The organism is Kitasatospora humi (genome assembly GCF_020907985.1).
Classification (GTDB): Bacteria; Actinomycetota; Actinomycetes; order Streptomycetales; family Streptomycetaceae; genus Kitasatospora; species Kitasatospora humi.
Genome location: NZ_JAJJPA010000020.1, coordinates 1 through 25,605, shown reverse-complemented (window position 1 = coordinate 25,605; position 25,605 = coordinate 1). Strand labels below are relative to the sequence as shown.

26 protein-coding genes are annotated in these 25,605 nt (G+C 68.6%); 10 read left to right on the top strand and 16 right to left on the bottom strand.

The features are described from left to right. Genes LN042_RS19735 through LN042_RS19720 form a run of 4 tightly spaced genes read right to left on the bottom strand, consistent with a single transcriptional unit; the run spans position 1 to position 2,855 of the window. On the bottom strand, positions 1-567 hold the full coding sequence (locus tag LN042_RS19735; RefSeq protein WP_230052599.1) for a hypothetical protein: 567 nt from the start codon (positions 565-567) through the stop codon (positions 1-3). Positions 568-576: 9 nt separating this feature from the next. After that, entirely contained in the window at positions 577-1,788 is a 1,212-nt protein-coding gene (locus LN042_RS19730; RefSeq protein ID WP_230052598.1) for an MAB_1171c family putative transporter, read from the bottom strand. Positions 1,789-1,790: 2 nt separating this feature from the next. Further along, entirely contained in the window at positions 1,791-2,354 is a 564-nt protein-coding gene (locus LN042_RS19725) for a toxin (RefSeq protein WP_230052597.1), read from the bottom strand. Between the two features lie 57 nt (positions 2,355-2,411). Next, positions 2,412-2,855, bottom strand: a complete 444-nt coding sequence (locus tag LN042_RS19720) for an XRE family transcriptional regulator (RefSeq protein ID WP_230052596.1) — start codon at positions 2,853-2,855, stop codon at positions 2,412-2,414. A gap of 330 nt (positions 2,856-3,185) precedes the next feature. On the opposite strand from LN042_RS19720, the gene LN042_RS19715 reads away from it, so the two are divergent. The 3 genes from LN042_RS19715 to LN042_RS19705 are packed head-to-tail and all read left to right on the top strand — an operon-like array spanning position 3,186 to position 5,880. Then, positions 3,186-3,554 (top strand): hypothetical protein, encoded by a 369-nt coding sequence (locus LN042_RS19715; RefSeq protein ID WP_230052595.1) that lies wholly within the window; start codon positions 3,186-3,188, stop codon positions 3,552-3,554. A gap of 26 nt (positions 3,555-3,580) precedes the next feature. Next, positions 3,581-3,802 carry a hypothetical protein gene (locus LN042_RS19710; protein WP_230052594.1) on the top strand — a complete coding sequence of 74 codons (222 nt, stop codon included), beginning with the start codon at positions 3,581-3,583 and terminating at the stop codon, positions 3,800-3,802. 11 nt (positions 3,803-3,813) lie between these two features. Beyond that, positions 3,814-5,880, top strand: coding sequence for a phage portal protein (locus LN042_RS19705; RefSeq protein WP_230052593.1), 2,067 nt, complete (start codon positions 3,814-3,816; stop codon positions 5,878-5,880). Between the two features lie 70 nt (positions 5,881-5,950). Here the strand turns inward: LN042_RS19705 and LN042_RS19700 are convergent, their stop codons facing one another. After that, the gene (locus LN042_RS19700; RefSeq protein ID WP_230052592.1) at positions 5,951-6,538 is read right to left on the bottom strand and encodes a hypothetical protein; all 588 of its coding nucleotides are present in this window, start codon (positions 6,536-6,538) and stop codon (positions 5,951-5,953) included. A gap of 366 nt (positions 6,539-6,904) precedes the next feature. Between LN042_RS19700 and LN042_RS19695 the strand changes: the two genes are divergently transcribed. Together LN042_RS19695 and LN042_RS19690 are read left to right on the top strand one after the other, a co-directional pair. Then, positions 6,905-8,059, top strand: coding sequence for an HK97 family phage prohead protease (locus LN042_RS19695; RefSeq protein ID WP_230052591.1), 1,155 nt, complete (start codon positions 6,905-6,907; stop codon positions 8,057-8,059). Positions 8,060-8,114: 55 nt separating this feature from the next. Continuing rightward, on the top strand, positions 8,115-8,927 hold the full coding sequence (locus tag LN042_RS19690; protein WP_230052590.1) for a peptidoglycan recognition protein family protein: 813 nt from the start codon (positions 8,115-8,117) through the stop codon (positions 8,925-8,927). 74 nt (positions 8,928-9,001) lie between these two features. On the opposite strand, the gene LN042_RS19685 is transcribed toward LN042_RS19690, so the two are convergent. Then, positions 9,002-9,679 (bottom strand): hypothetical protein, encoded by a 678-nt coding sequence (locus tag LN042_RS19685; protein ID WP_230052589.1) that lies wholly within the window; start codon positions 9,677-9,679, stop codon positions 9,002-9,004. Positions 9,680-10,006: 327 nt separating this feature from the next. On the opposite strand from LN042_RS19685, the gene LN042_RS19680 reads away from it, so the two are divergent. The 3 genes from LN042_RS19680 to LN042_RS19670 all read left to right on the top strand — a co-directional run bounded on the left by LN042_RS19680 (position 10,007) and on the right by LN042_RS19670 (position 12,946). After that, positions 10,007-11,335: a phage major capsid protein gene (locus LN042_RS19680; RefSeq protein ID WP_230052588.1), complete on the top strand. Its 1,329-nt coding sequence runs from the start codon at positions 10,007-10,009 to the stop codon at positions 11,333-11,335. After that, complete coding sequence (locus LN042_RS19675) at positions 11,335-11,742, top strand: hypothetical protein (RefSeq protein WP_230052587.1); 408 nt, start codon at positions 11,335-11,337, stop codon at positions 11,740-11,742. Before LN042_RS19680 ends, LN042_RS19675 begins: the two co-directional genes overlap by 1 nt. Positions 11,743-12,046: 304 nt before the next feature. Then, entirely contained in the window at positions 12,047-12,946 is a 900-nt protein-coding gene (locus tag LN042_RS19670; RefSeq protein WP_230052586.1) for a hypothetical protein, read from the top strand. A gap of 113 nt (positions 12,947-13,059) precedes the next feature. Here the strand turns inward: LN042_RS19670 and LN042_RS19665 are convergent, their stop codons facing one another. After that, positions 13,060-13,755, bottom strand: a complete 696-nt coding sequence (locus LN042_RS19665) for an HAD family hydrolase (protein ID WP_230052585.1) — start codon at positions 13,753-13,755, stop codon at positions 13,060-13,062. Between the two features lie 96 nt (positions 13,756-13,851). Here LN042_RS19665 and LN042_RS19660 point away from each other — a divergent pair, with 96 nt between their 5' ends. Together LN042_RS19660 and LN042_RS19655 are read left to right on the top strand one after the other, a co-directional pair. Continuing rightward, the gene (locus tag LN042_RS19660; RefSeq protein ID WP_230052584.1) at positions 13,852-14,625 is read left to right on the top strand and encodes a DUF5919 domain-containing protein; all 774 of its coding nucleotides are present in this window, start codon (positions 13,852-13,854) and stop codon (positions 14,623-14,625) included. Beyond that, positions 14,609-15,082: an NUDIX hydrolase gene (locus LN042_RS19655; protein WP_230052583.1), complete on the top strand. Its 474-nt coding sequence runs from the start codon at positions 14,609-14,611 to the stop codon at positions 15,080-15,082. The genes LN042_RS19660 and LN042_RS19655 overlap by 17 nt, the downstream gene beginning before the upstream one ends. On the opposite strand, the gene LN042_RS19650 is transcribed toward LN042_RS19655, so the two are convergent. The 9 genes from LN042_RS19650 to LN042_RS19610 all read right to left on the bottom strand — a co-directional run. Next, positions 15,070-15,639: an HD domain-containing protein gene (locus tag LN042_RS19650; RefSeq protein ID WP_230052685.1), complete on the bottom strand. Its 570-nt coding sequence runs from the start codon at positions 15,637-15,639 to the stop codon at positions 15,070-15,072. The two genes, LN042_RS19655 and LN042_RS19650, sit on opposite strands and share 13 nt — an antisense overlap. Before the next feature lie 147 nt (positions 15,640-15,786). Further along, positions 15,787-17,073, bottom strand: a complete 1,287-nt coding sequence (serS, locus tag LN042_RS19645; protein ID WP_230052582.1) for a serine--tRNA ligase — start codon at positions 17,071-17,073, stop codon at positions 15,787-15,789. 440 nt (positions 17,074-17,513) lie between these two features. Further along, positions 17,514-17,957, bottom strand: a complete 444-nt coding sequence (locus tag LN042_RS19640; RefSeq protein WP_230052581.1) for an NUDIX hydrolase — start codon at positions 17,955-17,957, stop codon at positions 17,514-17,516. A 113-nt stretch (positions 17,958-18,070) separates the two neighbouring features. Further along, on the bottom strand, positions 18,071-18,877 hold the full coding sequence (locus LN042_RS19635; RefSeq protein ID WP_230052580.1) for a hypothetical protein: 807 nt from the start codon (positions 18,875-18,877) through the stop codon (positions 18,071-18,073). Further along, entirely contained in the window at positions 18,874-20,586 is a 1,713-nt protein-coding gene (locus tag LN042_RS19630) for a carbamoyltransferase family protein (RefSeq protein WP_230052579.1), read from the bottom strand. Before LN042_RS19630 ends, LN042_RS19635 begins: the two co-directional genes overlap by 4 nt. A 118-nt stretch (positions 20,587-20,704) precedes the next feature. Next, positions 20,705-21,520, bottom strand: a complete 816-nt coding sequence (locus LN042_RS19625; RefSeq protein WP_230052578.1) for an aldo-keto reductase family protein — start codon at positions 21,518-21,520, stop codon at positions 20,705-20,707. Beyond that, positions 21,517-22,647, bottom strand: coding sequence for a radical SAM protein (locus LN042_RS19620; protein WP_230052577.1), 1,131 nt, complete (start codon positions 22,645-22,647; stop codon positions 21,517-21,519). Before LN042_RS19620 ends, LN042_RS19625 begins: the two co-directional genes overlap by 4 nt. 549 nt (positions 22,648-23,196) lie before the next feature. Beyond that, on the bottom strand, positions 23,197-24,324 hold the full coding sequence (locus tag LN042_RS19615; protein ID WP_230052576.1) for a hypothetical protein: 1,128 nt from the start codon (positions 24,322-24,324) through the stop codon (positions 23,197-23,199). A gap of 149 nt (positions 24,325-24,473) precedes the next feature. Next, on the bottom strand, positions 24,474-25,605 hold a 1,132-nt coding region (locus LN042_RS19610), incomplete at its 5' end, for a Gfo/Idh/MocA family oxidoreductase (RefSeq protein WP_230052575.1).

Here is a 25,605-nt window from a genome sequence, read left to right as displayed (position 1 = left end):
TCACAGCAGCACGGCGAAGGACAAGGCGGCCAGCCCCGCCCCGGTCAACGCGCCGGTGGCGGCCTGCGCGGGGGTGTGCCCGCAGGTGGCGATACGTGACCACACCACCGCCACCACCACGGTGGAAGCGGCCCACCACCAGCCGGAGAGCGCACTACCGAGGGCGGAGGCCATGCTGCCGGCCACCATCGCGTGCACTGAGATCTTCCACAGCGGAGTCACCGCCAGCAGCACCACGGCGACGGCCAGCAGGCAGACCGCGGCGGCGAAGATCTCGCGTGGCGCACCCGCGAACTCCAACACGGCCAGCGACACCGCCACACTGGCGATGATCACCACGAACACGCCCAGACGCTGGTGCCGGTCATCGATGTGCCGGTTGGCCCACGCGCCCCGCCGCACGCCGCGCTGAATGAACCACGCCGGTACCGCTCCGGCGAACACGGCGGCAAACAGACCCCAGGCGGCTCCGCCGGTCCCCGCCACCCCCCAGCCGAGGAGCGCCAGGGAGGCGAAGAGCAGGTTGCGGGGCTGCAGGACGTCGGAGACAGCTTGTGCGAATCGCATGGTCACACCTCACGCGGCCGTAGCGAGCTGCTCGGGCAGCCGCGAGTACGCCGAGGACACCTCGAGCAGCCAGGGCACTTCGTCCGCCGAGGAGTTGTCCGACACCGCCGCGCTGGCCGGCCCAGCCGCAGCACCCGATGCCTTCGCGTCGATCGCTGCACGCAGCCGGTACGCCTCCGCCGCCGCGCTGGCCTGGTAGCCCGTCAGACCGAGCTCCCGCACGTACTGGTCGGCGCGGTCGGCGACTCCCGCGGGGGCGTAGTGGCGCAGGATCAGGCCGGCGTCGCGGATCTCGACCGCGCGGCGCTGGAGCCGAACCTCCAGGGCGTCGAGGGCGAGCAGGTCGCGGGTGCGGCTGGTGGGGACGCCGAGCACCACCTTGGGCGTGCTCTCGGCGAGGTCGTGCCACAGCGGCCATAGGCGGCGCAACTGCCGCCACGCCTGCACACGGGTGGTGAGGGCGGTCCCGGTCGGCACGGTCGCGCCCAGCATGAACAGCAGGAACAGCAGCACCTGGATGGACTCGGTGATGCTTTCCATCCGGTCGGTTCCACCAGGGAACTGGGCGCCCGTCACGCGGACCAGCAGGAACGAGACCCGGATGGTGACGTACAGCACGCCCAGGCACATCGCGGAGCACAGCAGGACCAGCCCGGTGCGCAGCAGCTTGTTGGTGGCGCGACGGGACTGGCTGCCCCACTGGTAGGCGCTGACCGCCGAGGCGGCGCCGAGGAACAGGTAGAAGACGAGCATGTACAGCGTGGCCCCGACTTCGCCCTCATGGTCGTTGACGAAGTGCCGGCTGGCGCTCGGCCGGGGCACGGCGAAGAAGAACAGCGCCGTCATGGCCAGCACCGCCAGCACCGCCGTCTTGGCGGCGACCCGGTTGACGATGTGCGCCACCCGCACGTGCAGCGGCAGTTGCCCGGTGTCCTCGGACGTTCCGGAGCCGTACACCGCGACGATGAAGTTCAGCACGGAGCAGATCGCGCCGATGCTGATGATGTGCTTCAGCAGGACGGACAGGTCCACGATGCCGAGGTGCTCGAGCAGGTACTTCACCGGTGGGAGCTTGAGGGTGAGCGCCACGGCGAAGCAGGAGTAGGTGGCCCAAAGTGATTGGCGCTGGCTGTCGTTGCTCCACAGGGCGGGGAGTCTCCAGGCGGTCATACCCCACATCAGGGCGGTGATGGCGTACTGGAGGACTGCAAGGGTGCTCACACTCAAGGCTTTCTGATCTTGATCGGATGCGACAGGCTGCTGTCGAGACGGCTGATCGCGTCGTCGGGGGCCAGCTGCCGGGTCGCCCGCTGCCGGATGAGGGTTGCCAGCATCTCGGCGTCCCTCTCCTGGCAGTCGTCGTACGAGGTGCGGCCCATCGCGGAGACACCGGCGGTGAACTTCAGGATGAGCGCGAGGTCAAGGTGGGGGCACAGACGCTGAATCTCCTTCAGCGACTTGGTGCCGTGGTGATCGAACAGCATGTGCGACAGCTCGTGCAGGACGATCTGCTCCTGGTGGCCGGGGGTGGTGCCGGCTTCGTGGAACACGACATCGGCAGTGCGCAGGCTCAGCCATAGCCCGCACGCCGACTCCGGGTCGATCACTTCGGCGGGCAGCGGCACCAGGATGATGCGCCGCCCCCGAAGCTCCTCCACCACCTTCACCATCGCCGGGACGGTGAAAGGGACGGGCAGGGGCAGACCCTCCAGGCGCGTCTCGCAGGTCCGGCGCAGGTCGCGGTCCTGCCGCCACGCCGCGAGCTGCTTGGACAGGTAGCTCAGCATGGTGTTCGGCCTGTCTGTGGTGTACGTGCTGGTGGGGCGACGGACTGCTGGATCCGCCTACTCCTCGTCCTCCAGGGCCTGCAGCTCGGTCAGTTCAGCGATCACCTTGTTCAGCTCCGCCAGGTGCTCGGCCGACAGTCCGGCCGCACGCATGGCGACGCCGCGGACGTCTCCGCTGGCCATCGAGTGCAGGAACCGCAGCTGCTGGATGACCTCCTCGGCGACCGTCTGGTCGAAGAAGAAGGCCGGGCTCACGCCGAAGTGCTGGGCGATCAGCTCCAGATGACGCTTGGTCGGGTTGTCCCGCCTGCCGGTGCGCAACTGCCACAGGTAGGGGGTGGAGATCGCTCGCTCTCCGGCGCGGATGTTGATGGCGGTGGCCACCTCTTCGTTCGAAGGGACCTTCTCCCCGGGGGGAGTTGTGTGGGTGAAGAGGTAGTCGATCTTCTCCGCGAGCGTGACCGGGGCCGCCTCGCGAGCCGTGCCGGCGCCATCGGTCATGGCGTCGTCCTCCGTTGCCTGGCTGGGTGTTGGCGGGCTGTCCACTGGTGCGCGAGCGACGGTCCTGCTCGCGTTCTGTGACCGGTGATCTGATGCGGCATCACCGAACCCCCCTTTCCTTCTGTCATAGTCGTATGCTCAGATTAATATCACCTGACGGTGTTCGAAGCGAACCACAGCGTGCCCAGCGGGGGCTCTGGCCTGGGCAGAAGCTGGCGGTGAGCCATGCCCCGCGGTCGACTGCCAGCGGCAGGTCACCACAACACCGCCAACCGAGTACCCACATCGACCAATACGCGCACGCAGCGCCCGCTGCCTGGGGGAGTAGAAATGAGCGACGACAACAACACCTCACACGAGTGGGTCATCGCGGCCTGGGTGCCGGTGGACGCCCAAGGCGCCGCCTACGCGCGCCGCCGCGGCATCTACCGCGTCCCCGCCACCACCAAGGTCACCTCGGCCGAGGTGATGTGCGCCCACTGCAGGAAGCCGTACGACCAGGCGCTCGACACCCCCTGCCCCGCCACCGACCCCACCCTGCACGGCGGCCCGGTCGGCACCCGCAAGCGCCGCACCCCGGAGAACAACGACTCGCCCCAGACCAGTGCCGCCCTCGACTTCCGCAAGCCCGACCCCAACGACCCGGCCAACAGGATGACCACCAGCCTGCGCCGCAGGCCGCCCACAGCAGGACGCTAGCCGCCAGCCCTGCCTAGCCTGCAGCCGTGACCACCACCAACGGCCCGCAGCACCGCACCAAGAACCAGGTCGCGCACCCGACAGCACCCCGGGCGCGCGACCTGGCCGCCGTCGCCCTGCTCACCCTGGCCACGCTCGGCCTCAACGCGGCCGCCTACACGACCGACCCGCGGCTGGGCCTTGCCGCCACCAGCCTCACCGCGCTGGCCGGCGCCGCTGCGCTCGGCTACGCCCACGAGCAGCAGTAGGGGGAGAGTCGATGGCCCGCCGCTGGCTGCCCACCCTGCGCCGCACCCCGCTCGCCACTAAGCTGACCAGCGGCCCCGCCTACGCCTGGGCGCCAGTCAGCCTCGACCGCGCCCAGCCCTGGAGCGTGGAACGCGCCGTCAGAGACGGCATGGAACGCGCCGTATGGGTCTACAAGGCGGTGGACACCATCAGCAACCACGCCGCCGACCGTCTCCTGCGGGTCCGCCCCATCAGCGACCGCTCCGACGAACCAGCACCGCCGTTGCCCGATCACCCGCTGTACAGGGTGATGAACCGCACTGCCAACCCCCTCGAGTGGGCCTGGGTCTTCAAGAAGCGCCTCAGCATGCAGCTCCTGCTGTCCAAGCGCGGTGCCTTCATAGAACCCACCTTCTCCCGCGGGGGCGACCTGCTGCGAGTCGAGCTGCTCCCGCCCGGCCGGACCCGGCCCGTCCCCGGCAACGGCGCCGACCTGATCGACCACTTCGAGACCGTCACCCCCACCGGCGAACTGCGCACCCTCGATCCCGACCAGGTCCGCTGGATCCGCAATCCCCACCCCCTCGACCCCTACAGCGGCATGACTCCCCTCGAAGCCGCCGGCCTGTCCGTCGACCTCGACCACTTCACCCGCCTGTACAACCTCAGCTTCGTCCACAACGACAGCAGGCCCGGCGGCATCATCAGCATCGACGGCGACATGGAGCCCGACGAACTGCGCCTGCTGCGCTCCAAGTTCGCCACCGGGCCGACCGCCGCCGGCACCTGGACCGTGCTGGCCGGCGGCGGCATCACCGTCACCGACACCTCCACCACCCCACGCGACATGGCCTACGAGACCGTGTCCGGCACCGCCAAGATCGAAGTTCTGGCCGCCTTCGGCGTCCCCGAATCCCAGCTCGGCAACGCGTCCGGCCGCACCTACGACAACGCCCAGGCCGAGAAGCTGATGCTGTGGGAGGTCACCATGCCCCCGCATCTGACCCTGCTCGCCTCCGCCTTCCAGCCCGATGTCGATGACGGCCACGAGGCCTACTTCGACACCTCCGACATAGACGTGCTGCGCATGGCCCGCGCCAACCGCCTCAAGGAGGCCCGCGACGAAGTCGACGCCGGAGTTCGCTCACCTCTCTCGTACGCGAAACTCGCCGGCTACGCGGACGAGATGGACGACACCCCCGCCACCCGTGCCCTGTGGCTCACCTCCGGACGCACCCCCGTCCCCGCCCGCGCCACCGACGCCACCGCCCTCGCAGCAGCCGCAGCGCCCCCGGCACCGGCCGCAGCTGCCAAGAGCCACCCCGCCACCAGCGAAGAAGAGCTGCAGCTCGACGGCACTGCGGCTCATGCCCTTCAACAGCGCCTGGAGGACGCACTGCAGGCCCTGACCGTTCGCTGGACCGAGCGGACCGTTGCTCGCCTTAACTCGCCGCGCCACCGCACCGGAACCCGCCACTGGGACCACCGCGGCCAGACAGACCTGCGCACCGGCGGCAAGGAACTGCCAGTCGATGCTGTGCTCGACGCGGCGACCTGGCAGGCCGAGGCCGAGCAGGCGCTGCGGCCGGCCGTCGAGCAGGCCGCGAACGCAGCGGCCGAGGAGATGAACACCGCTCTGGCCGCCACCATCTCGAGCAGCGCCCCTGGCTGGCCGACCATCGCGCCCCTGCTCGCCGACAGCGTCGCCCAGCAGGCCGCCAGCCTCGCCAAGGCCATCCGCGACGACGACCAGGCCGGTACCGACCGAGAAGGCATCATCGCCACCATCCGCGCCTGGGGCCGCAGCGCCGCCACTTGGGCCAGCAGCGCCGCCACCCGGCTGGCCACCACCGTCATCGAAGCCGCCCGCGACCACGCCGCCACTGCCACCGCCCGCACCGGCCTCGTCCGGCGCTGGGTAGCCCATCAGGACACCCACACCCGCTCAGAGCACGCCGATGCCGACGGCCAAACCCAGCCACTCGGCCAGCCGTTCACCGTCGGCACCAATCTGCTGCGCCACCCAGGCGACCCAACCGCACCGCCCGGACAGACCATCAACTGCCGGTGCAGACTTGCCTGGACCCGGCACGGCTGAGAGCCGGCTGCGTGCTGGCCTGCTTCCGTGGCATGCCCGTCAGTTGTAACGGACAGATGATGAAGCGTAGTCAGGTGAGGTCGTAGGCGATCTTCGCAAGCTGAACAGCTTGCTGGAGTGTGTCTTCATCGGCGATGTCGATGCTCACGCGGTACGCACGATGGCCCGTGTGCACCACGAACGCGGCTGGAGCCAACGCTTGTAGGGCTGCGGGCGAGTTGTCATAGTTCAGTCGCAGGTTAACTCGTCCTGTGTCTGCATAGACATAGGCGAAGCCACCCAGATGGCTGCCGACTTTGCGGAGACGCAGGTAGTCGCTGTAGTCCAGCGGGTCGCCTGCTTGGGCGGACTTACGTTTCACGCCAAAGACTGCCGCGTTCTCCCAACCGGTCGCCTCGCTCAGGAACCTGACGAAGTATCCTGCCGCCTCGTTCCGTGATAGCAGCGCAGTAGTCGCCGACTGTCCCTCTTCGGCAACCCCAGGAATGGGATTGCCGAGTGTCCAGCTCCAGGTATCGGTAGTTGAGTCATTGCCAGCTGGGACCGGCTCGCTCTGGGAGTGGTGCGTGATCGCTGCAAGGCGAAGCAGCTCCTGAGCGAGCTTCGACTGGTCCAACTCCTCAGGGGTTCCGTCTAGCTCCACGTAGCGGATCTTCATTGCTTCCATCCCCTCCAGGTAGCTTCTGCCATTTGAGAATAGCAGTGCAGTGCTGGCGCACCTACTGTCTCATGTCTAGAGAGTTGCTCGATTGGCGATGGAAGTAGGCGCGTTCGTTGGGGTTGCGGGGGGAGCGACCGACGCCCTGCCGGCCCGCCGCGCAGCAGCCGGCGCCGAACCGCGCCAAACCAAGCGGTGGCTTCGCGTGCAAGAAGGCCAACTCCGGCGGGCCAACCCGCTCCCAGCTGTGCCGACTGAGCCCGGTCGGGTCGGCTGCCTGGTCGGCCTTGCCGATCGAGTTGGACGCGACCTAACCGGCGTCACTTCCTACTGTCGCCCGTGACACCCCAGGACGGGAGCAGAACGGTGACAAGAAGCGGCACGGCCAGCGTCGCGCTCGAACACAAGCAGGCGGCAGCCCTGGGACTGCTGGAGAGCAACGATGAGACCGGCACCTTCACCAGCCTGGTCTCCGTCACTGGTCTCCTCGACCACGACGGCGATGTGATCGAGCCGGGAGCCTACGCCCGCACCCTCGCCGAGCTCACGCCGAAGGGCGTGTGGTCACACGACTGGAACGTCTGGACCGCCAAGACCGAGCACATCGAGGAACTGCTGCCAGGCGATAGCCGACTCCCGGCCGCACTGCCCAACGGGCAGCCCTGGCCCGCCGGGGCCGGCGCGTTGCTGGTCAAGGGCCGCTGCAACTTGGCAACCCAGGCCGGCCAGGACATGTACGCCAACCTGCAGTTCTTCGCCGACCAGGTGCAGTGGTCCATCGGCTACCGGGTGCGCACCGCCAAGCGCAGCAAGGGTGCCCGGCACATCACCGACCTTGACCTGTACGAGTACAGCCCGGTGCTGTTCGGCGCCAACCCGTACACCTCTACGGTCGCGCTCAAGCAGCTCCCGCAGGGCAAGGCCCGCGGACTGCTCGGCGAGGTGGAGATCTCGCTCGGGCCGTTGGCTGGCACCCTGGAGGAGAGGCTTGCCGCGATCGCTGACGCGGTGCAGGAGCAACTGCAGGCCGAGTCCGGTCCGATGGCCGGCGACTGCAGCGTGCAGATCATCGGCACCTACCCGGACCGGGCGATCGCCTACGTCTGGCAGTTCACCGAGGACAGCTACGGGGCGTCCGCATGGCAGGTCCCGTACACCCTCGACAACGACGGCAACCCCACCACTGGCAGCCCCGCACCGGTCCGCCTGCTCCTGGACGTGGAACAGGCCGACCTATTGGAGCAGCCGCCCCTCGTCCCAGGCCTGGAGCAGATCACCTCCCAGCTCAAGACCCTCGCAGCGGTGGAGGGGAAGGAGGGGCGGGCCCTGTCTGGGGCGAACGCCGAGCGGATCGCCACCGCCGTCCGGCACCTGGTCTCCGTTCTGGAGGCCGCCGGCATCAACTGGCAGCAGACGCCGCCGAGTCCGCAGAAGTCGACCGACGCCACCTCCACGCTGCACGCCAGCGAGATCAGCGCCGCGATGGCCCTGTTCGCCGACGCCCGCACCCCTGCGGGCTGAGCACACCGGCTCGGTGCCGGGGCGGAATGACCTACCGAGAGCAAGGGAGAGAAGGATGCAGTTCGTCACCCGCGAGCAGTGGGGAGCCTCACCGACCAGCCCGGCAGCCGACCTGCCGACGGCACGAGGCGTCAAGGTGCACTGGATCGGCGGTCCCTACCGGACTCCTGACCACTCCGGTTGCGCCGCCGAGGTGCGCGCGATCCTGGCGGAGCACCTGGCGAACAAGAAGGAGGGCTGGATAGACATCGCGTACAACTTGATCGCCTGCCAGCACGCCGTGGTCTTCGAGGGCCGCGGGGCCAGCAAGATGAGCGGGGCGAACGGCAACCGCGAACTCAACACCAATCATTACGCGGTGTGCGCGATCCAGGGCACGGACGAGCAGGCGAGCGACCTGCTCAAGCAGGGCCTCCGCGACGCCATCGAGTACCTGCAGGAGCGCGGTGCCGGCCCCGAGATCCTCGGGCACAAGGACGGATACCCGACCGACTGTCCCGGCGACGAGCTGTACGCGTGGGTGCGGGCTGGTGCACCGCGTCCCGGCGGTACCGGTGCTGGGCAGGAGCACGAGCCGAGCACGCCGCAGACCTCCGGCCTGACGGCGCCGCCGTTCCCGGGCCGGGTCATGCGGCTGACCAGTCCGACGATGCAGGGCCCGGACGTGCAGGCTGCCCAGGAGCGGCTGCTCGACCGAACGTGGAGCCTCGGGCCCGATGGTGCCGACGGCTGGTACGGCGAGCACACCGAGGCCACGGTGCGGGCCTTCCAAGCGGACTCGACCCGCAACGGGTGGCCGCTGGCCGTCGACGGTGAGCTCGGGCCACAGACCTGGCGGGCCCTGTGGGAGCGCCCGGTCTCGCCCTGACCGGCAACGCCGACGGCGGTGGCCCGGTTCCCGGCACGATGTCGGGAACCGGGCCACCGCGCGCCCGAACCCGCTTACCTGCGGCGGCGGCCCCGTTCACCGAGCACCCCGACCTGCCGGTTGATCGGCGGATTCCAGCTGCGGCCGGTGGTCGCTGCTGAGATCGTGGCAGGCGAGACAGCGAGGCGTTCGGCCAGGTCGACCGCCGGGTAGTTACCCCGCGCCAACTCCCGACCCCGGAAGGCGCCACGGACCAGGCTTCCAAGGCTGGCCGTCGCCCAGGTGGCCAGCACCCGGTAGCCCTCCCGCACCCAGAACTGCTCCTCGATCTTGCGGATGGCGTCCGGCAGTTCGCTGGAGAGGTCCGACCAGGAGTCGGGTGCGATCAGGTGCCGGGCCGCATGCTCTTCGGCCGCCCGGATGTCGGGGTGCATCTGAACCAGCGGGGAGAGCGGCTCGAAGCACAACGCGGTCGCCCAGCCTTCCTCGACGTGCGCCAGGCAACCCCACGCTCCTCGCACCCGCGCCCTCGGCCACAGCATCCACGCCGCCACCCGGTGCAGAGCCGTCGCCGCTGCATCCCGGCTCGGCCACGGCCCGTACACCACCACCTTCTCGCCCGAGCCCGCCACGCGCAGCACGAACTGCCGCTCCTGCTTCAGGACATGGAGAACCGACCCGGCCGTCATCAGGTGCTCGAACGGCGCGGCCTTCCCCGCCGGCGGCCCGGCAGGGACCTTGTCGGCCTCCATCGTTGGAAGGTCGGGATGAGGAAACGGGTACACGACGGCTCCGATCAGCACGGCGGATCCCGGGGCACGCCCGGAAGCTGGCACCCGGAGAGGTCCGGGCAGGCTCAGCCTCAGCGGACGAATGCGATCTTGGGAACATCCAATACACAAAGAAACAAGCCCAGTTGACGCCGCTACGGGGCCAGTCAGGCTCGACGCGACGCTAAGGCGGAGCGGCTCCTACGGTGGGGCGATCGCCGTGGCGCACCGGTGCTGACCGGGCGCACGACGTGACACCCCTTCGCCCCGGTCGCCGGGGCGCCACGACCAACCCGAGGAGCGTCACTCGTGACCGCCGCCGACAAGAGCCGGCTCAAGGAACTTAACGCCGCGCTGCGCGCCAAGGCCGCCGAACTCACCACCATCAGCGAGGCATTCACCGTCGAGGACAACGGCGGCGTCACCGTCTCCTCCGAGAAGGCCGCCTCCTTCCGCAAGGCCCTCGCCGATGCCACCGAGATCAAGAACCTGATCAGCGACCTCGAACGTGCCGGTCAGATCCACGACTTCGTCAATGCGCCCGCGACCCAGCCCTACGCGCCCAAGGACGCTGCACTCAACGCCCTGCTGGGAAGCGGCCAGGCCAAGAGCCTTGGCAGGCACGTCATCGACTCCGAAGAGTTCAAGGCCCTGGCCCGCGGCCAGTTCCGCGGCTCCTTCGACGAGATCGTGACCGTCGAAGGCCAGAACATCAACCAGCTCGGCAGCAAGGACGTGTTCTCCCGCACCGCGGGCACCGCCACCGTGCTCGGCCTCGGCACCCCCGAGCAGCTGGACATCGTGCCCAGGCCGCTTCGCCCCGGCCGCGTCCGCGACCTGTTCCCCGCCCAGAACACCAGCGCCAACATCCTCTACGGCGTGCGGATGACCGGCTTCACCAACGCAGCCGACATCGTGCCGGAGCGAGCCACCGAGATTCCGCCGGGCGGCACCACGGCAGTCCCCGTCTACGGTCGTGCCGGCCAGTCCGACATCACCGCCAAGACCGTCACCTACCCGGTCGCGGAGATCGCCCACACCCTGCCGGTCCACAAGAACACCCTCGCGGACGAGCCCCGCCTTCGCGGGCTGATCGACCTCGACCTGATCGACGGCGTCAAGCTGCGCGAGGACAACGAGCTGCTGTACGGCGCCGGCGGCGACGACCGGATCCTCGGCATCGTCAACACCCCCGGCGTCCAGACCTACGCCCAGGTGGCCCCGGACAAGCAGAGCGCTGCCATCCGCCGCGCCGCCACCCGGGCAGTCCTCGCCTACTACCCGCCCACCGGCGTTGTCCTGCACCCCTTCGACTTCGAAGACCTGGAGCTGGAGACGGACAACCAGGGCGCCTACCGCGTCGCGGTCAACGTCGCCGTCGGCGCACAGAAGGTCGTCTGGCGGCTCGGCGTCGTGGACTCCATGGCCATCACACAGGGCAAGTTCCTGCTGGGCGCCTTCGGGCTCGGCGCGCGCCTCTACGACCGTGAGCAGGTCAGCGTCCAGGTCTCCACTGAGAACCGCGACAACTTCGAGCGAGGCGTGGTCACCCTGCGCGGCTCCGAGCGCGTCGCCCTTGAGGTGGCCCGCCCGGAGAGCTTCGTCTACGGCAGCTTCGCCGCCAAGGCGGCCTCCTGATGGCCGGCACCGACGAGCCCACGCCGCCCACGGAACAGCCCCCGGCCGCCGCCGACAGCGTGGAACGCTCCGCCGCAGCCCCGCTGGAGCCGCCCGCCGCCAAGGCCTCCCAGCCGGCCGAGGACTCTGCCCGGTTCACCGTGCTTGGGCTCTCCGACCACCAGGATCTGCACAACGGGCCTGTCGAGCTGGTAGACGAGGACGGCACTCCGCTGCCCAAGGACCTTGCCGAGCTGTTCGACCTGACCCACCCAGAGTGGACCGTCATCTTCCCGCGGGTCCGGATCTACCAGCGCTTCACCTACCCGGGCAGCGACCGCACCGTCACCCAGCTGCTCCACACACCGGGCAACGGGATACCCCGCCCGGAGCTCGAGGCCCTGCGCCAGGCACTCGACGGCGGATAAGGAAGCGCACCTCCCCGGCAAGACGCGGCCCGCTCAGCGATCCCTGTGATCCTCAGGCGGGCCGCAACGCTGCACCGACCAGGAACGACCTGAGCGTGCCCCCACCGCGGACCACCCTGCAGGCGGATCACGCACCAGGGACGGCGCCGGCGCTCAGACAACCGGTGCTCGCGCCCGGCAGCCCGGTGCTGGGTTGGCGGATCTCCGACGGAACGTTAGAGCGAGCCGATACCGTGGAACCAAGTGCCGGGCTGCATCACAAACTGGGGCCAGGCTGAGAGGGAAGACCGCGGAGGATGTCGCTGTGACGCGAGAGACCACGCTCAGTTCGCTGGCCAGCGCCATGGGCCTACTGATGAACACCGACGCCCCGCCGCAGTGGACCGCCGCCGTCACCCGCGCCGCCCAGCTGCTGGCCCCCGACTGGGATCAGCAGCCTTCTCGGCCGGCACTGGGCACACTGGCACTGGCGCTCTACACGCTCGCCAGCGAGCGCCAGGAGACCCCCACGGAGATCCCCCTCGACGTTCTGCGCGGTGCCCTGGACCACCAACCGGTGGACGGGCCAGATGAGTTCAGCCGGGAACCCGCGATGCTGCAGAAGCGCATCGAGACCGTCCTGAAGGCAGAAGGCCACGTTGCCTACGAGGGGTTCCAACCGCGCGAGTCAGCCCTGTGGCGGCTCTTCCGAGACCTGCGGCACCAGTGGGAGCCCGACGAGCCGATGTCGGACATGCCGCCTGGCCCATCGGCCATGCGCGACGCCGTCGCGCGGATCGCTGAATCGCTCGCGGGCCTCGATGACCTGCACGCTGAACTCCTCCCGGAAGCGCCGAAGGCCGTCGGCCCGGTCACGGTAACGGTCACCGGCTACCTGCGGCTCGTCTCTTACTCCGGCGCCTCAGGCTCGTCCGTGCCGCTCCGGTGCTCGCAGTGCGCGGCCGCCGAAGGCAACATCGTGCACGTCGATGGGCCAGACGTGACGCTCATCTGCCCGTCCGGTCACCAGTTCAGTTCGTGGCAACTCTCCGCCGCGCAGGTCCGCAGCGCTCTCCGCCTCTGCCTCCCCCAGGGAAGCGATGCGCCTGTCTCGGCCGACATCGAGGGCACGGTCACGGTGCACGGCGAGTTCAGCGTGGGCAGGTCCGACATGCCAGAAGGCTTCAACCCGGTGCGGGGGGATTGGGTTCGACGGCATCGCTGACGGCGGGCCAGCGGGCAGAGTGGCCTGGCGATGACCGCCTTTCGTCAGTGCGCTCAGGCTGCCGCCCCTGCCGACTACCAAATGGCGGAGCCGGCAAGAAGGCGGAACGTACGTTAGTCGCACCCGGCAAGCCCCTTGAGTCGGGCCAACAGGCTTGCTGTGTCCGCGAGATCGGGCAGCACCACGCTCGCCCCCGCCGCGCGAAGATCAGCAGTGGAGTGGAGCCCGGTAGCGACTGCGACGATCTGGGCCCCGCTGGTCAGTGCGGCCTCGACATCCCGGGGAGTATCGCCGACCAACACCACGGGCGCTCGTGCAGGCACACCGTAGGCAGCGTAAACGCGGTCGCGGGCCACGCCGACGAGCGCGGCCCGGTCTCGGTGGTCGGAACCGTACGCACCAACCTCTAGGTCCACCAGGCCATCGAGTCCGAAGGCCGCCAGCTTCAATCGGGCGTTCGCCTCGATGTTGCCGGTCAGCACGGACGAGATGACCGCGGGCTCCTTCCCGAGCGCGATCAGGGCGTCCCGGGCACCGGGAAGCGCGCGGCCACGTTGTCGCAACGCCTCGAAGCGCTCGCAGCCGGCGGTTTCGAGAGCCGCCTGGACGGTGTGCCACTTCGGCTGGACCAGCCTGTTCCGGTCGAACATCTCCTGCATGATCAGGCGATCGGTGCGGCCTTCCGTCACCGCGGGGGCCGATGGCTGGCATCCTGCCACGGCCTCGAAGGCTGCACCGTAGATTTCCTTGCTCACCCCCGCGTTCTCGATGAGCGTGTGGTCGATGTCCCACAGGACGATGAGCGCCATCGGGCCAGCGTAGGCAGCCCGTCGGGCGGACGTCGGCCGCGTCGCGTCCCAAGACGTCCTTGCGGGTACCGGCGGAGTTCGGGTTGGATATCCGCTGTGAACGAGCGATTGCGCTCCGCACTCGCCCAGCGCGGCGTGCCCCCTGCGGCACTCGCGACGGTCTGCGAGGTGGACCCCAAGACTGTGAACCGTTGGTTAGGCGGTCGTGTACCCCATGCCCGTCACCGGTGGGCTGTTGCGCACCATCTCCAGGTGGACGAGACCTTCCTCTGGCCGGAGTCCCATCCCCGGGCCGGACAAGTTACGGGGCCCGGCGCCGGCCTCGTGGCCACCTACCCCGACCGCGCCAGCGTGCCGCGGGAGATGTGGCTCTCCCTGCTGCTGGAGGCAGAGCAGAGCATCGACGTGTTGGTGTTCTCGGGGACCTTCTTTGCCCAGAGCAACCCGCGCATTGCGATTATGTTGACGCAGCGCGCCGCGGCTGGGGTGAAGGTCCGGCTGTGCTTCGGTGATCCTCAGGGTCGCGCGGTGGCGATTCGCGGACGGGAGGAGGGCATTGGTGATGCCTTGGCGGCGAAAATCGGCGCCTCGCTGACCTACTACCGGTCGCTGCTGGGCACGCCCGGCTGCGAGATCCGCCTGCACGACACCACTCTGTACAACTCGCTGTTCCGCTACGACGACGACCTGCTGGTCAACCCGCACGTCTGGGGGCAGCCGGCGTCCGCCAACCCGCTGCTGCACCTTCAGAAGGACAGTGAGTTGGGCTGGTTCGACGGCTACGCTTCGAGTTTCGACGCGGTCTGGGCCAACGCCCGGCCGTGGACCGACGATGCAGAGGGGACTCACGCCCATGGCCGGCAGGACTGAGTACTACGGCGATCCGGCGGCACCGGCCGCGAACTCGCTGGTGCCCGCGAGCAACCTGCTCGTGCAGAACGAGGCCGGCGAGATCCTGTTGCAGCGTCGGCGCGACACCGGGCAGTGGGCATTGCCCGGTGGAAAGCAGGACATCGGCGAGTCCGCCGCTGACTGCGCCGTGCGGGAGTGCGAGGAGGAGACCGGGATCAAGGCGGAGATCACCGGGCTCCTCGGGGTCTACTCGAATCCGGAGCACATCGTCGTCTACAGCAGCAACGGTGAAGCGCGCCAGCAGTTCGAAGTCGCCTACATCGGCCGCCCGGTCGGCGGCATACCCACCATCAACGATGAGGCCGACGATGTCCGCTGGGTGCGGCCCGGTGACCTGGACGAATACGACATCCACCCGAGCATGCGCCAGCAGATCGGCCACTATCTCAGCGAGCAGTACCCCTACCTCGGCTGACCTGCGGCGCGCAGCCGGTACTTGGTGCGGGCCACTGCCGCCTCGATCTCCGGCTGCGCGCGCTGGATGAACCGTCCCACCAGCGTGCCGGGGCCGTACCGGGCGACGATCTCCGCGATCCGGTCCCGGGCAATGGTCGGCGTGCCGTCGGGGGTAGTCGTCATGTCGCAGAAGATCAGGGCATCCACCAGCACCTGGTCATCGAGCAATGGGAATTCCTGCTCCAGGACCTCGCGCAACCCGCGCTCCTCAGCCTCCAGCAGAGCAAGCGAGTGGTTGGCCACCAGCCGCACGAGCCGCCTGTCCGCACCGTGTTGGTCCCGCAGGAACCGAGCGCCATCCAGGGGATGAAAGCCCGTCAGGGCCAGGCGGGGCACGTAGCCGACATCATGGAGCACCGCGGCTGCGACCAGCAGGCCATCGTCCGGCCCGGCGACCGCAGCCAGTCGCTCGGCCTGGCGCGCCACCCCTTGGGAGTGCGACCACCGCCTCGGCAGGGTGTCCGCCAGCTCCTGCTCGGCGATCCGCCGCGCCCACTGGGGCAAGCTCTCCGTCATGCCGTCAGCCTCCCCGCCGGGCGCCTGGTCCATGCGCGGCGGCATGAGGGCCACGCGCTGCCCGGGCCGCCGCAGCGGCGGCCCGGGCGGAGGTCTTTCCTGCGCCGTAGACCCGGATGTGGATCTCCGGGCCTGCCGCCTGTACGACTACCTGGTTGCTGCTGAGGTCAAGGACTTGCAGCCGAGCCAGCGTTGCAGCACTGCCGGCACCGTGACGGTGCCGTCCGGCTGCTGGTGCTGTTCCAGCAGGGCCGGCACCAGGCGGCTGGTGGCCAGCCCGGATCCGTTGAGGGTGTGCACGTAGGCGGCCTTTCCTGCGGCGGGGCGGTAGCGGATGTTGCCTCGGCGGGCCTGGTAGTCCCGGGCGTTCGATACCGAGCTCACCTCGACGTATCCGTCGATGCTGGGCAGCCAGACCTCGACGTCGAAGGTCTTGGCCATCGAGGCGCTGGTGTCCTCGGCGGCCAGCCGGGTGATTCGGTGGTGCAGGCCGAGTGCCTCGACCAAGTTGGCTGCCTTGGTCAGGAGTTCCTCGTGGGCGACATCGGAGGCGTCGGGGTGCGCGAACTGGAACATCTCGACCTTGTTGAACTGGTGGCCGCGAAGGGTTCCACGGTCGGCGGCGCGGTAGCTGCCAGCTTCACGCCGGTAGCAGGGCGAGTAGGCGACGTACTTGCGCGGCAGTTCGGCCTCCGTCAGAACCTCGTCGCGGTGGAGGTTGACCAGGGCGGTCTCCGAGGTCGGAAGCAGGAAGCGCTGCGGCCCGGCCGGGCCCTGTTCGAGCGCGAAGACGTCATCGGCAAACTTGGGGAACTGGCCTGCGGTGTAGCCAGCCTGATAGGTCAGCAGATGGGGTGGCAGGATCAGCTCGTAGCCATCCTGAACGTGGGTCTCGATGAAGAAGTTGAGTAGCGCCCATTCGAGGAGCGCGCCGTTGCCGCGGTAGACCCAGTTGCCGGTACCGCCGAGCTTGACACCGCGTTCGTAGTCGATCAGCCCGAGCTGGCGGGCCAGGTCGACGTGGTTACGCGGCTTGAACTCGAAGGCCGGCCGGGTGCCGTGCTCGCGGACGACCTGGTTCTGCTCCTTGCCGCCGGTCGGCACGTCCTCGTCCGGAAGGTTGGGCAATTGGTCGAGGAACGCCTGGCGTTCGCTGGCCAGATTGGTGAGCTGCTCCTCGAGTGCGGCGAGGCGGGTGCCGAGTTCGGCTGCCTCGGTGCGCTTGGCGACGGCGGCCGGGTCCGCCGAGTCCAGCCGTGCGATCTCGCGAGAGATCTTCTTGCGCTCGGCGCGTAGCGTCTCGACCTCGGTTGTGCCATGCCGGTATTTCTCGTCCAGGGCGAGGAAGGCGGTGAGGTCGACGTGAACGGCCCGCTTCGCCAGCGCGCGCTCGATGCGCTGGGGATGCTCGCGGATCACGGTGATGTCCAGCATTTTGGGTCCCATCGATCAGTCGGAGTCCGACGTGATCCCTTGGGGGCGTGGGCGAGAAGGGAACTCGCGGTGCCACCACGCCTTCGCCATCACCCGAAGGTGACGGCCTCGACAGCTCGGTAACGGGAGCGAACCGGCGGGGCATTGGGCCGCAGCCGGCCGTTCCTCCCCGCACTCGGGAGGGGATTCACCACAGGACGCGAGGCTGCCTTTCCAGCTGCCAGCAGCTCTCTCGGCTCGCGTGCCCTGCGGCTACTTGTCTCCGTCAGCGCGTTGCCCAAGAGGATAGAACGCCCAGGCGCCGCGAGCAACGCAGAATCGCCGTCAAGATTCGGCCAATCACCCTGAGTGACACTACGGTGCTGGGGCGGATCGATGACTTGCCAGTTCAGTAGCCTCCCGCGCCGCCGGTTCTCCTGAGGGCCGGCTGCCAAAGCTGATCACCGCCGCTCGGCCAGCGCGATCAGCCCACGCACGCCGTCCGAGACGTTTGGCAGGGCGCTCGGCCTGGCCCAGACGAAGTCGTCGTGCTCGCTCAGGACGATGGGCTCGGTCCTTGGCGCGGTGGCGGTGAAGGCGTACTGCCGACCCCGCTGCCCCCTGCGGTTGGTGTAATCGACGGAGCCGAGGTAGCCAGTGATCGTCACCGCCAGGCCGCACTCCTCCAGGGTTTCCCGCAGAGCGGCCTCCTCCACGCTCTCACCGGGTTCGACGCCTCCGGACGGCAGCTCATACAGGCCCGCCATGCAGTCGCCCTGCTTCCGCCTCAGCAGCAGGACCCGGCCACGGTTGCGGATCAGGCACCCGGCACCGAATCTCTCGATGCCGTCACGGGCGGCATCCTCTACGGGCGCAAGGACGGATGGCGGGATGCTGTGGCACATGCGCTGCTCCTCAGGTCCGCCCAGCTCAAGGCGAGCTGGGCCGATGCGGACTGAGGATCATTCTCGTGCCGTGGGTGGCCTGCGGCAGGCAGCGCCACAGGCCAGGATTCCGGCTACGGCGTCGTGCAGTGATCCGCCCAGCGGCGGGCAGCGTGGGCGGCACGAACGCGATAGTCATACAGAGCACCGGGCGGGTAGTGGTCAATGCGGCTGCCCCAGTAGGTAGCCAAGATTCGGGCGACGATCGTGACGACCTCGCGCGGCGCCGCCTTGAAGGCCGGGACCGTCTGGACGAGTGCTTCGGCGCTGCGGGGGCTGTGTCCGGCCACGATGAAGTGCGGCACCATGAACGCGGTCACCAACCAGCCCGCACCCAAGCGACTGGAGCCCCAGTCGATCACGTGGACCTCGCTGTTGATGATCAGGTTGTCCGGCCGCGGGGAGCAGTGGAGCAGCGTGTCACCGGAAAGGAGTTCCGTTGGCACTGCCCGGTAGGCACGGTGGTCGCTGATCGCAGCGGCACCGGCGAACGGGCTCGGCGTGAGGAGGTCGATCAGCATGGTGACCTTCTCCAGGACCATGGGGATGTCCGGTGAGCGCGGGCTCAGATCCGGGTGGCGCCCGTCGACGTGCTCGAAGACTAGGGCGAGCCAGCCGTCCACGGTGTCGGTCCACAGCAACCGAGGCCCGAGGCCGGATGGCAGGACGGAGTTGATCCCGACTTCCAACTGGTGGTCCTTCGAGCGTGGGTGGCCGACAGCTATCGCCTTGAGGAAGACGCGTCGGTGAATCAGGGTGAGGGCGGCGCTGATGCCGGGGGTGTGGCCGCCAGGGCGCTCCTCGACGTGGAGGATGGGGCCGAACTCTCGTTCCACCGCTATGCGTAAGGGGGTGGGGATGATGCCGCCGGGGTGGTTCAACGGGTGGTCTCCTCGATGACGTACGGGCCGGCCACGAGTGCGTCCAGGCCGCAGCGCAGGAAGGTGCGGACCGCATCGCTCGGGGTGCAGACGATCGGCTCATCCGCCCCGTTGAAGCTGGTGTTCAGCACTACGGGCAGTCCCGAGAGCTGGTGGTATGCGTCGATGACGTTCCACAGCAGGGGGTTTGTGTGGTGGTGCACCATCTGGACGCGGGCGGAGCCGTCCACGTGGACGACTGCGGGAAGCAGTGCCCGCTGCCGCTGGCGCACCGTGCTGGTTGCCAGCATGTACGGGTAGACGAGCGCGCCAGCCGACGGCAGGTCGAAGAAGTCGTCGGCGTGCTCGGCTAGGACGGCCGGCGCGAACGGTCGAAATGCTTCCCGCTGCTTGATCATGGCGTTGATCCGGGCAGCGGTCGTGGCGTGCTGGGGAGAGGCCAGGATGCTGCGGGCTCCCAGCGCCCGTGGTCCGAACTCCATGCGGCCCTGGAACCAGCCGATCACCTTTTCCGCCCTCAGCAGCCGTGCGGCTTCCCGGTGCGGCTCGGCCGTGCGCCGCACCCGGTACCGGTCGGCGGGGATGCCGTCCAGGGCCAAGCGGATCGTCTGCTCGTCGTAGGAAGGGCCGAGGAAGGCATGCCGAAGCGGGCGCCGGACCGGGCTGGCGTCGGTCGCCAGCGCCGCGCCGACAGAGGTACCAGCGTCGCCTGCTGCGGGCTGGACGAAGATCCGGTCGAACTGGCCCGAGGCGATCACCGTGGCGTTAGCGACGCAGTTGAGCGCGACGCCGCCGGCCAGGCAGAGCGATCGTCGCGGCACGAGGCGCTGGGCGAAGGCGAGGTAGGAGCCGACCAACTGCTCCAAGAAATGCTGGAGGGCGTGGGCGACATCGCGGTGCCGGTCGGTGATCGGCTCCTCGGGGTGCCGGGGCGGGCCGAGGAGCTCGACCAGGGCGGGGCTGAACAGGTTGCGGCGAGCGCTCGGCCGGCGGTGATGGTCGAAGTAGCGCAGGTTCAAGTGGAGCCGACCGGTGCGTGGGTCAAGCCAGGCGAGGCGCTCGATCTGCTCGAGGTACCGGGCGCCTCCGTAGGCGGCCAGGCCCATCACCTTGTACTCGTCGCTCTGCGGCCGGAAGCCCAGGTACCGGGTCAGGGCGCTGTACAGGTATCCGAATGAGTGTGGATAGACGATGTGATGACGTCTCGTCATTCGACCGTTGGTGCCGTCGTAGATCGCGGCGGTCTCGTACTCGCCGCGGCCGTCGAGGGTGATGACCAGGGCGTCATCGAAAGGAGAGGTCAGGTAGGCGCTGGCGGCATGCGCCCGGTGGTGCGGCACGCATATGAGCGGCAGGTGTCCCGGTAAGAGGCCGCTGCGGCGAGCGAGTTGGGGTAGTCGGCGCCGCGTGCGGTACTTGTCCAGGTCCGACAGCAGCGAGCCGATCGACGCCGGGGTGCCGTAGCGCAGGTTCGACGGTGCCAGGAGAAGGTGGAGCTTCGGGTCCACGAACAGCGCGGCCTGGTCGAGGTCCTGCGGTTGGGCACCGGCCAGGTCCAGGCAGGCCCGGATTGCCTGCTCGGGGAACACCTTCGTGTTCTTGATCCGATTCAGGCGCTCCTCTTCGACAGCGGCGACCACCTTCCCGTTGTGGACGATGGCCGCCGCCGCGTCGTGGGTGCCGAAGTTCAGCCCCAGGGTCAGAGTCAACAGCGCCTGCCGATCCGCTCCCGGCTGCTGACGTACCGGCGCGGGGTTCTGGAGATGCAAGGCATGCTGTCGGCCTGGAACCGAGTGTCGGGGGACGTTCGCAGCAGGGCGAGATCGATCACAGGATGGTCTCCTTGAGTCCGGTGAGGCCGGCATGGGGGCTGGAGGGTCTTGGGTGCTGCGAGTGCCGGACGGTGTCGATCACCTCGTTGACGTGATCCGGCGAGGACATGGTGATGGCGATGGTCCCCACGCGCGGATCTCGCAGCGCCCAGGTGAGAGGGCGGAGTCTGCTGCTGGCGGTGCGGGCGAGCGGGTCGATCAGGGCACCGCGGTTGAGTGGCGACATCCCGACGAAACGGCGACCGGCCTGTGAGATCTGGGCAAGGTGGGAGATTGGCCAGGGTGAGGCGAGGTGGTACTGGGCGGCGATGGCCGTGATCGGCTCCTCCCGCAGGGCAGCGCGGACGGCCGCCGGTCCGTGGCAGTAGGCGTAGACCGCGCGGATCCGGCCGGAGGCGAACGCCACCCGGGCGCCGTGCCGGTAGAACTCCCTCAACGCAACCTGATCATTGAGCAGTTCAGTCCGCTCTGTGCGTTTGAGATCAACTTGCAGCACCAGCGCGTCGATCCGGCCGATGCCCAACTGCCCGGTGGACATCTCGATAGCCGTGTTGACGCGCGCTTCGAGATCCCCTCGCAGCGGGCACTCCGCCTTGACCAGGTGACGAAGCCCAGCGATCGGGCCGACCTCGTCCAGCACCTCGCGCACGGCCCACTGCGTGCCGAGGTGCGGGTTGGAGTGGATCGTGCGCACTCCGGCGTTCAGCGCGGTGCGCAGCGCGTCCAGGCCGGGCCGTGAGTCCTTGCCGGGCAGTAGACGGCCAGCGACGAACGTCGAGGTGCCGAAGCACAGGCGTTCAAGGTCTGTCACATCTCTCCCCGTGCTTCCAGCGCCTCACGGGTCAGGATGGTTCGGAAGTGCGCGATCGTCTTCTGCTCGCCGACGACCTTGTCGAACCTCAACTCGCCGAGCTGGTCGCGGTAGTGCTTGCGGTTCGGGTTGTCGATGTCGAACTGTTCGCTGTCGCGGTATCCGGTCAGCCGCTTGAACGTCTCCCGCTTCTCGTCCAGCGTCATCCCCCACAGGATCGGCGGGTTCTTCTGGCTGATGCAGATCGTCGTCATCCCGTTCGGGCTGATCCGCAGCTTCCAGCAACCGCCGCACGGGTAGTCCCAGGAGAACATCGCGAGCACCGCGACCTTCACGCCGGTGTCGCCGATCTCGTAGTAGTTGTAGCTCGGGTTGTCGCCCTCGATCGACTCCCGCCGCACCGGTCGCAGTTCACCCGCCCTGGCGAGCGCTTCGAGGATCGCCGGCTCCTCCGCGAACTGATCCTTCCAGAACGCCTCGCCCTCAGCGCCGAGCTGCGCGGGGTTCGACGGGAAGAACTGGTTCAGCTTGATCGCCAGCTGGCCCGCCCCTCCGCTGTTGTTCAATCCACGGGCGTAGTCGATGAAGGCAGGCAGCTCGTGAAGCGTGTCGCGCATCGTCACGCACGAGATCTTGGTAAGGGTCGGAAGCAGCTCGACCGACCGCTCGATGCTGCGCAGGGTGTCACTGTGAAAGCCCCGGCGGGTGATCAGCAGATTGCGCTGCTCATCCAGGGTGTCGATGCTGATGATCGCCCGGGTCAGGCCGGCGTCGACCGCCTCCTCGATGAAGTGGTGCAGGCGGTAGCCGTTGGTCGTGACGATCTGCTGGTCGTAACCGATCTCCTTGCCGGCACGCAGCAGATCCACGAAGTCCCTACGCACCGTCGGCTCTCCGCCGGTGTAGTGGACCCGCCGGAAGCCGATGTCGTAGCCGGCCTGGAGGACCTCGATCGCCTCCTTCAGCGACGGCTGAACGATGACCCCCTGCTTTCCCTCCGGCAGGCAGTACTGGCAGCGGATATTGCAGCGGGACGTAATGCCGAACCGGAGGTTCCATTTACGCATACCGGGCGAGTACCGGTTGTCCATCACCTTTAGGGACATCTGCTTCGGCTCGTGGCTCATGGCCAGCTGTCCTTTCAGACGGAATGACTTGCCCAGACGAGAGCTGCACGAATCGGGCTCGCGGTCACGAATAGACACTGCTGCTGTCGTTCGGGTTGCGGGCTACTGGGGCCGTCAGCGCGGTGTGGCGGCCCTCGATCTTGGCGGCCTTGCTTAGCACGTTCCAACCACGTTCTGGGACGTTCTGGAGACGTCCCGAGACGGCTGTCAGGCCGACCATGCGATGCTGGCATGACTGGCGCCAACTGCTCTATTCCTGGCGGAATATGGCCGATGACACGAGTGCGCCATAGCGGGATACTTCGGCCCTTCGTCCGCGGCCGCGTTACGTTTTGCCCATAAATCGGATCAAAATGCTCAAGGGAGCCATGTATGGCCGCGCCTCGTTCTGGCTCCTCCGGATACGCGTCCTTGCTCGGCCATGATCTTCGCTATCAGGACACCGCTTTCAGGCTTCGTCCGCGAAAATATGTGGTGACACCCGTCGATACCAGCACCTCGCGGCCTATGCTCGTGATCGTTCGCGAAAGAGCGGTCATAGCGGTTTCATCATTCGAGGGCAGGTATCCGCCCACCCGGGCGCTGAGCAAAGCGGGAAGCCAGAGCCCTGAGGATGTCAGTGTTCGCCGCGTGGTCGTGGCCGAGGTCGACGGCGTACCTGGGCAGGGTATTGAGGTGTGCGATCACAGCGGCGCGAGCTGTGGAGTGCTCTCTGGTGCTTCCGTCGGTGAGCCCGAACAGGTCTGGGTAGCGCTCGGCCCCGTCGGAGGTGACGAAGACGGATGGGGTGATCTCGGTGCAGCGCTCCGTGTTGATGCGCGGCACGGGATCGGCGGTCGGATCGATGCGTGGTAGGAGGACGGCGGTCGCGGTCGCGGTGGTGGCCTGCGTCAGGTGGAACCAGCGGGAGAGCTGTTCGGGCCAGATGTGGGCCTTGAGTTCACGCCCTGTCTGCGTCCGCATCGGTGCGGTGCGTTCGGTGATCAGGGCGTCGGTGACCTGTGGGTGCTGGGTGGGGTGGGGTGATTCGCCGTCGGCGAGATGAGCACCGGCGATGCTGCTCCAGCCGAGTGCTTCGAGGAGGCCAAGGCCGATGGCGGCCGCCGACGGCCATGGTAGGAGGTCGAGTTCGCCTGCGGTGTTGAGCCGGGCGAAGCAGCAGTCGTTGGCCAGGAGCGCACAGCCGTTGGCGGCGAGCGTGAGTGCGGTGGTGGTCTTGCCGGCGCCGGAGTCTCCGACGGCCAGGAGGGCGGTGCCGTTGGCCAGGACGGTAGCGGAGGCATGGAGCAGGACCCAACCGTCGGCAATGAGCTGGGCGCGCATCAGTTCGCGGGTAAAGCGGGTGACGGCGGTCGCCAGTCGGGTAGGCCTGTCAGGTATGGCGGTGAGTGCGAGGCGACTGCTCGAAGTGACAGCGAGGTGGTGGTTGGCCGGGGTGTAGCGGTACTGCAGGACAGGGGCAGTCTGGGTCCGGGCGGTGACCGTGCCGTCGGGGTGCCGGCTGTAGTGGATGCGCTCGCGAGCGAAGACGGCCTCGTCGGTCAGCTCGGCCGACTCCGGAGCCTCGATTGCGTTTCCGATGGGGTTGTCCGTGGCGGTGATCAGTGGGCCGGTGTCGTCCGCGCCAGGCGTGGCGGTCCAAGAGAGGCCGAAGTAGCGCTTGGCCCAGTCGGTCACGGTCCTGGTGTCGGACCGGATCGCCACTGTCCGGTGGCTGGCGGCGACGGTGAGCGTGTGGAGCATGGGAACTCCTTCCGATCGGTTCCGTGCGGTGGCATGGCCGACGGGAGGACCAGGGTCGTGCGTCGGCCAGCGTTGCGGCACGGCTACGCGGTGGCCGGGTGCGGCGCCTGGAGGTTCTGCGGAGCCCGGTCGCGCAGGGTGTCCGCGAGCTCGGCGATGCGCCGCAGCGGGGCGAGATCAGGTGCGGGTGCGAGGCCGTCGGTCAGCAGAGAGGCGACCGCGTGCTCGACGGACGTCTTCAGGGGTGAATCGTGCAGGACTTCGTCATGGATGATCTGGCCGTCGCGGACGGCGGTGAGGCGGTGGTGGTTGCGTTCGAGCTGCCAGCCGCCAGGGGCGGTGACTGGGTCGAGGTGGAGGGTGAACCGGGTTGCTCCGGCGTGGACGGTGACGTGCCGGTAGCGGTCGTCGGCGGTGCGCAGTCCCTGGCGCCAGGGTGGCCGGGGTGAGGGTGCGGTGTCGTGGGCGGGGCTGGGGCCGAGGATGGAGGAGGTCAGCGTGAGCTGGATGGGTTTGCCGTGTTCGGGGTGGAGGGTGGTGTGCTCGGTCAGGGCGGGGACGAACAGCTGTGCGTCCCAGGTCGGTTCGGTGTCGGTGGTGGCTGGGTCGGTGGCGAGGTACGCGTCCCAGGCGGGCGGGGGCAGGATTGCGCGCAGGACGGCGAGCATGTGCAGCCACTCGTAGCCGAGGACGCCGTAGGCGCGGTCGACGAAGCGTCCTGCGGCGCTGTCGGGGCGGCGGTCCTTGGTGAAGGTGATCTGGACGTGGTCGATCGGTGCGCCGGGTTCGAGGTGGGCGACGAGGTCGGTGACGGCGCGGACCGCGGTGGAGTGCCGGTACTGGTCGTTGACGATCACGCGAGCATCGGGGTGATGGGCCAGTAGGTCGGTGAAGGCGTCGATCTCGTGGCCCTGGCATGCCGGCTTCTCCAGCAGGACCCGGGCCGCAGGGTTGTGGGCCAGGATGGCGCGAAGCACCGGGAGGTGGTCGGCGGTGGGGCAGCAGATCGACCACACGTCGATGGCGGCTGCCGTGGCGGCGGGTAGCTCGCCGACTTCGTGGCGGAAGGTGTGTGGTGAGGCGGGCAGGTCCTGGTGCTTGGGGTCGATGATCGCCATGGTGGCGCCGAGGTCGGTGAGGAACTGGGCGTGCAGGCGTCCGGCGACGCCGTAGCCGACGACGGCGGCCCGGGTCAGGGCTGGCCTGCGGGCCTGA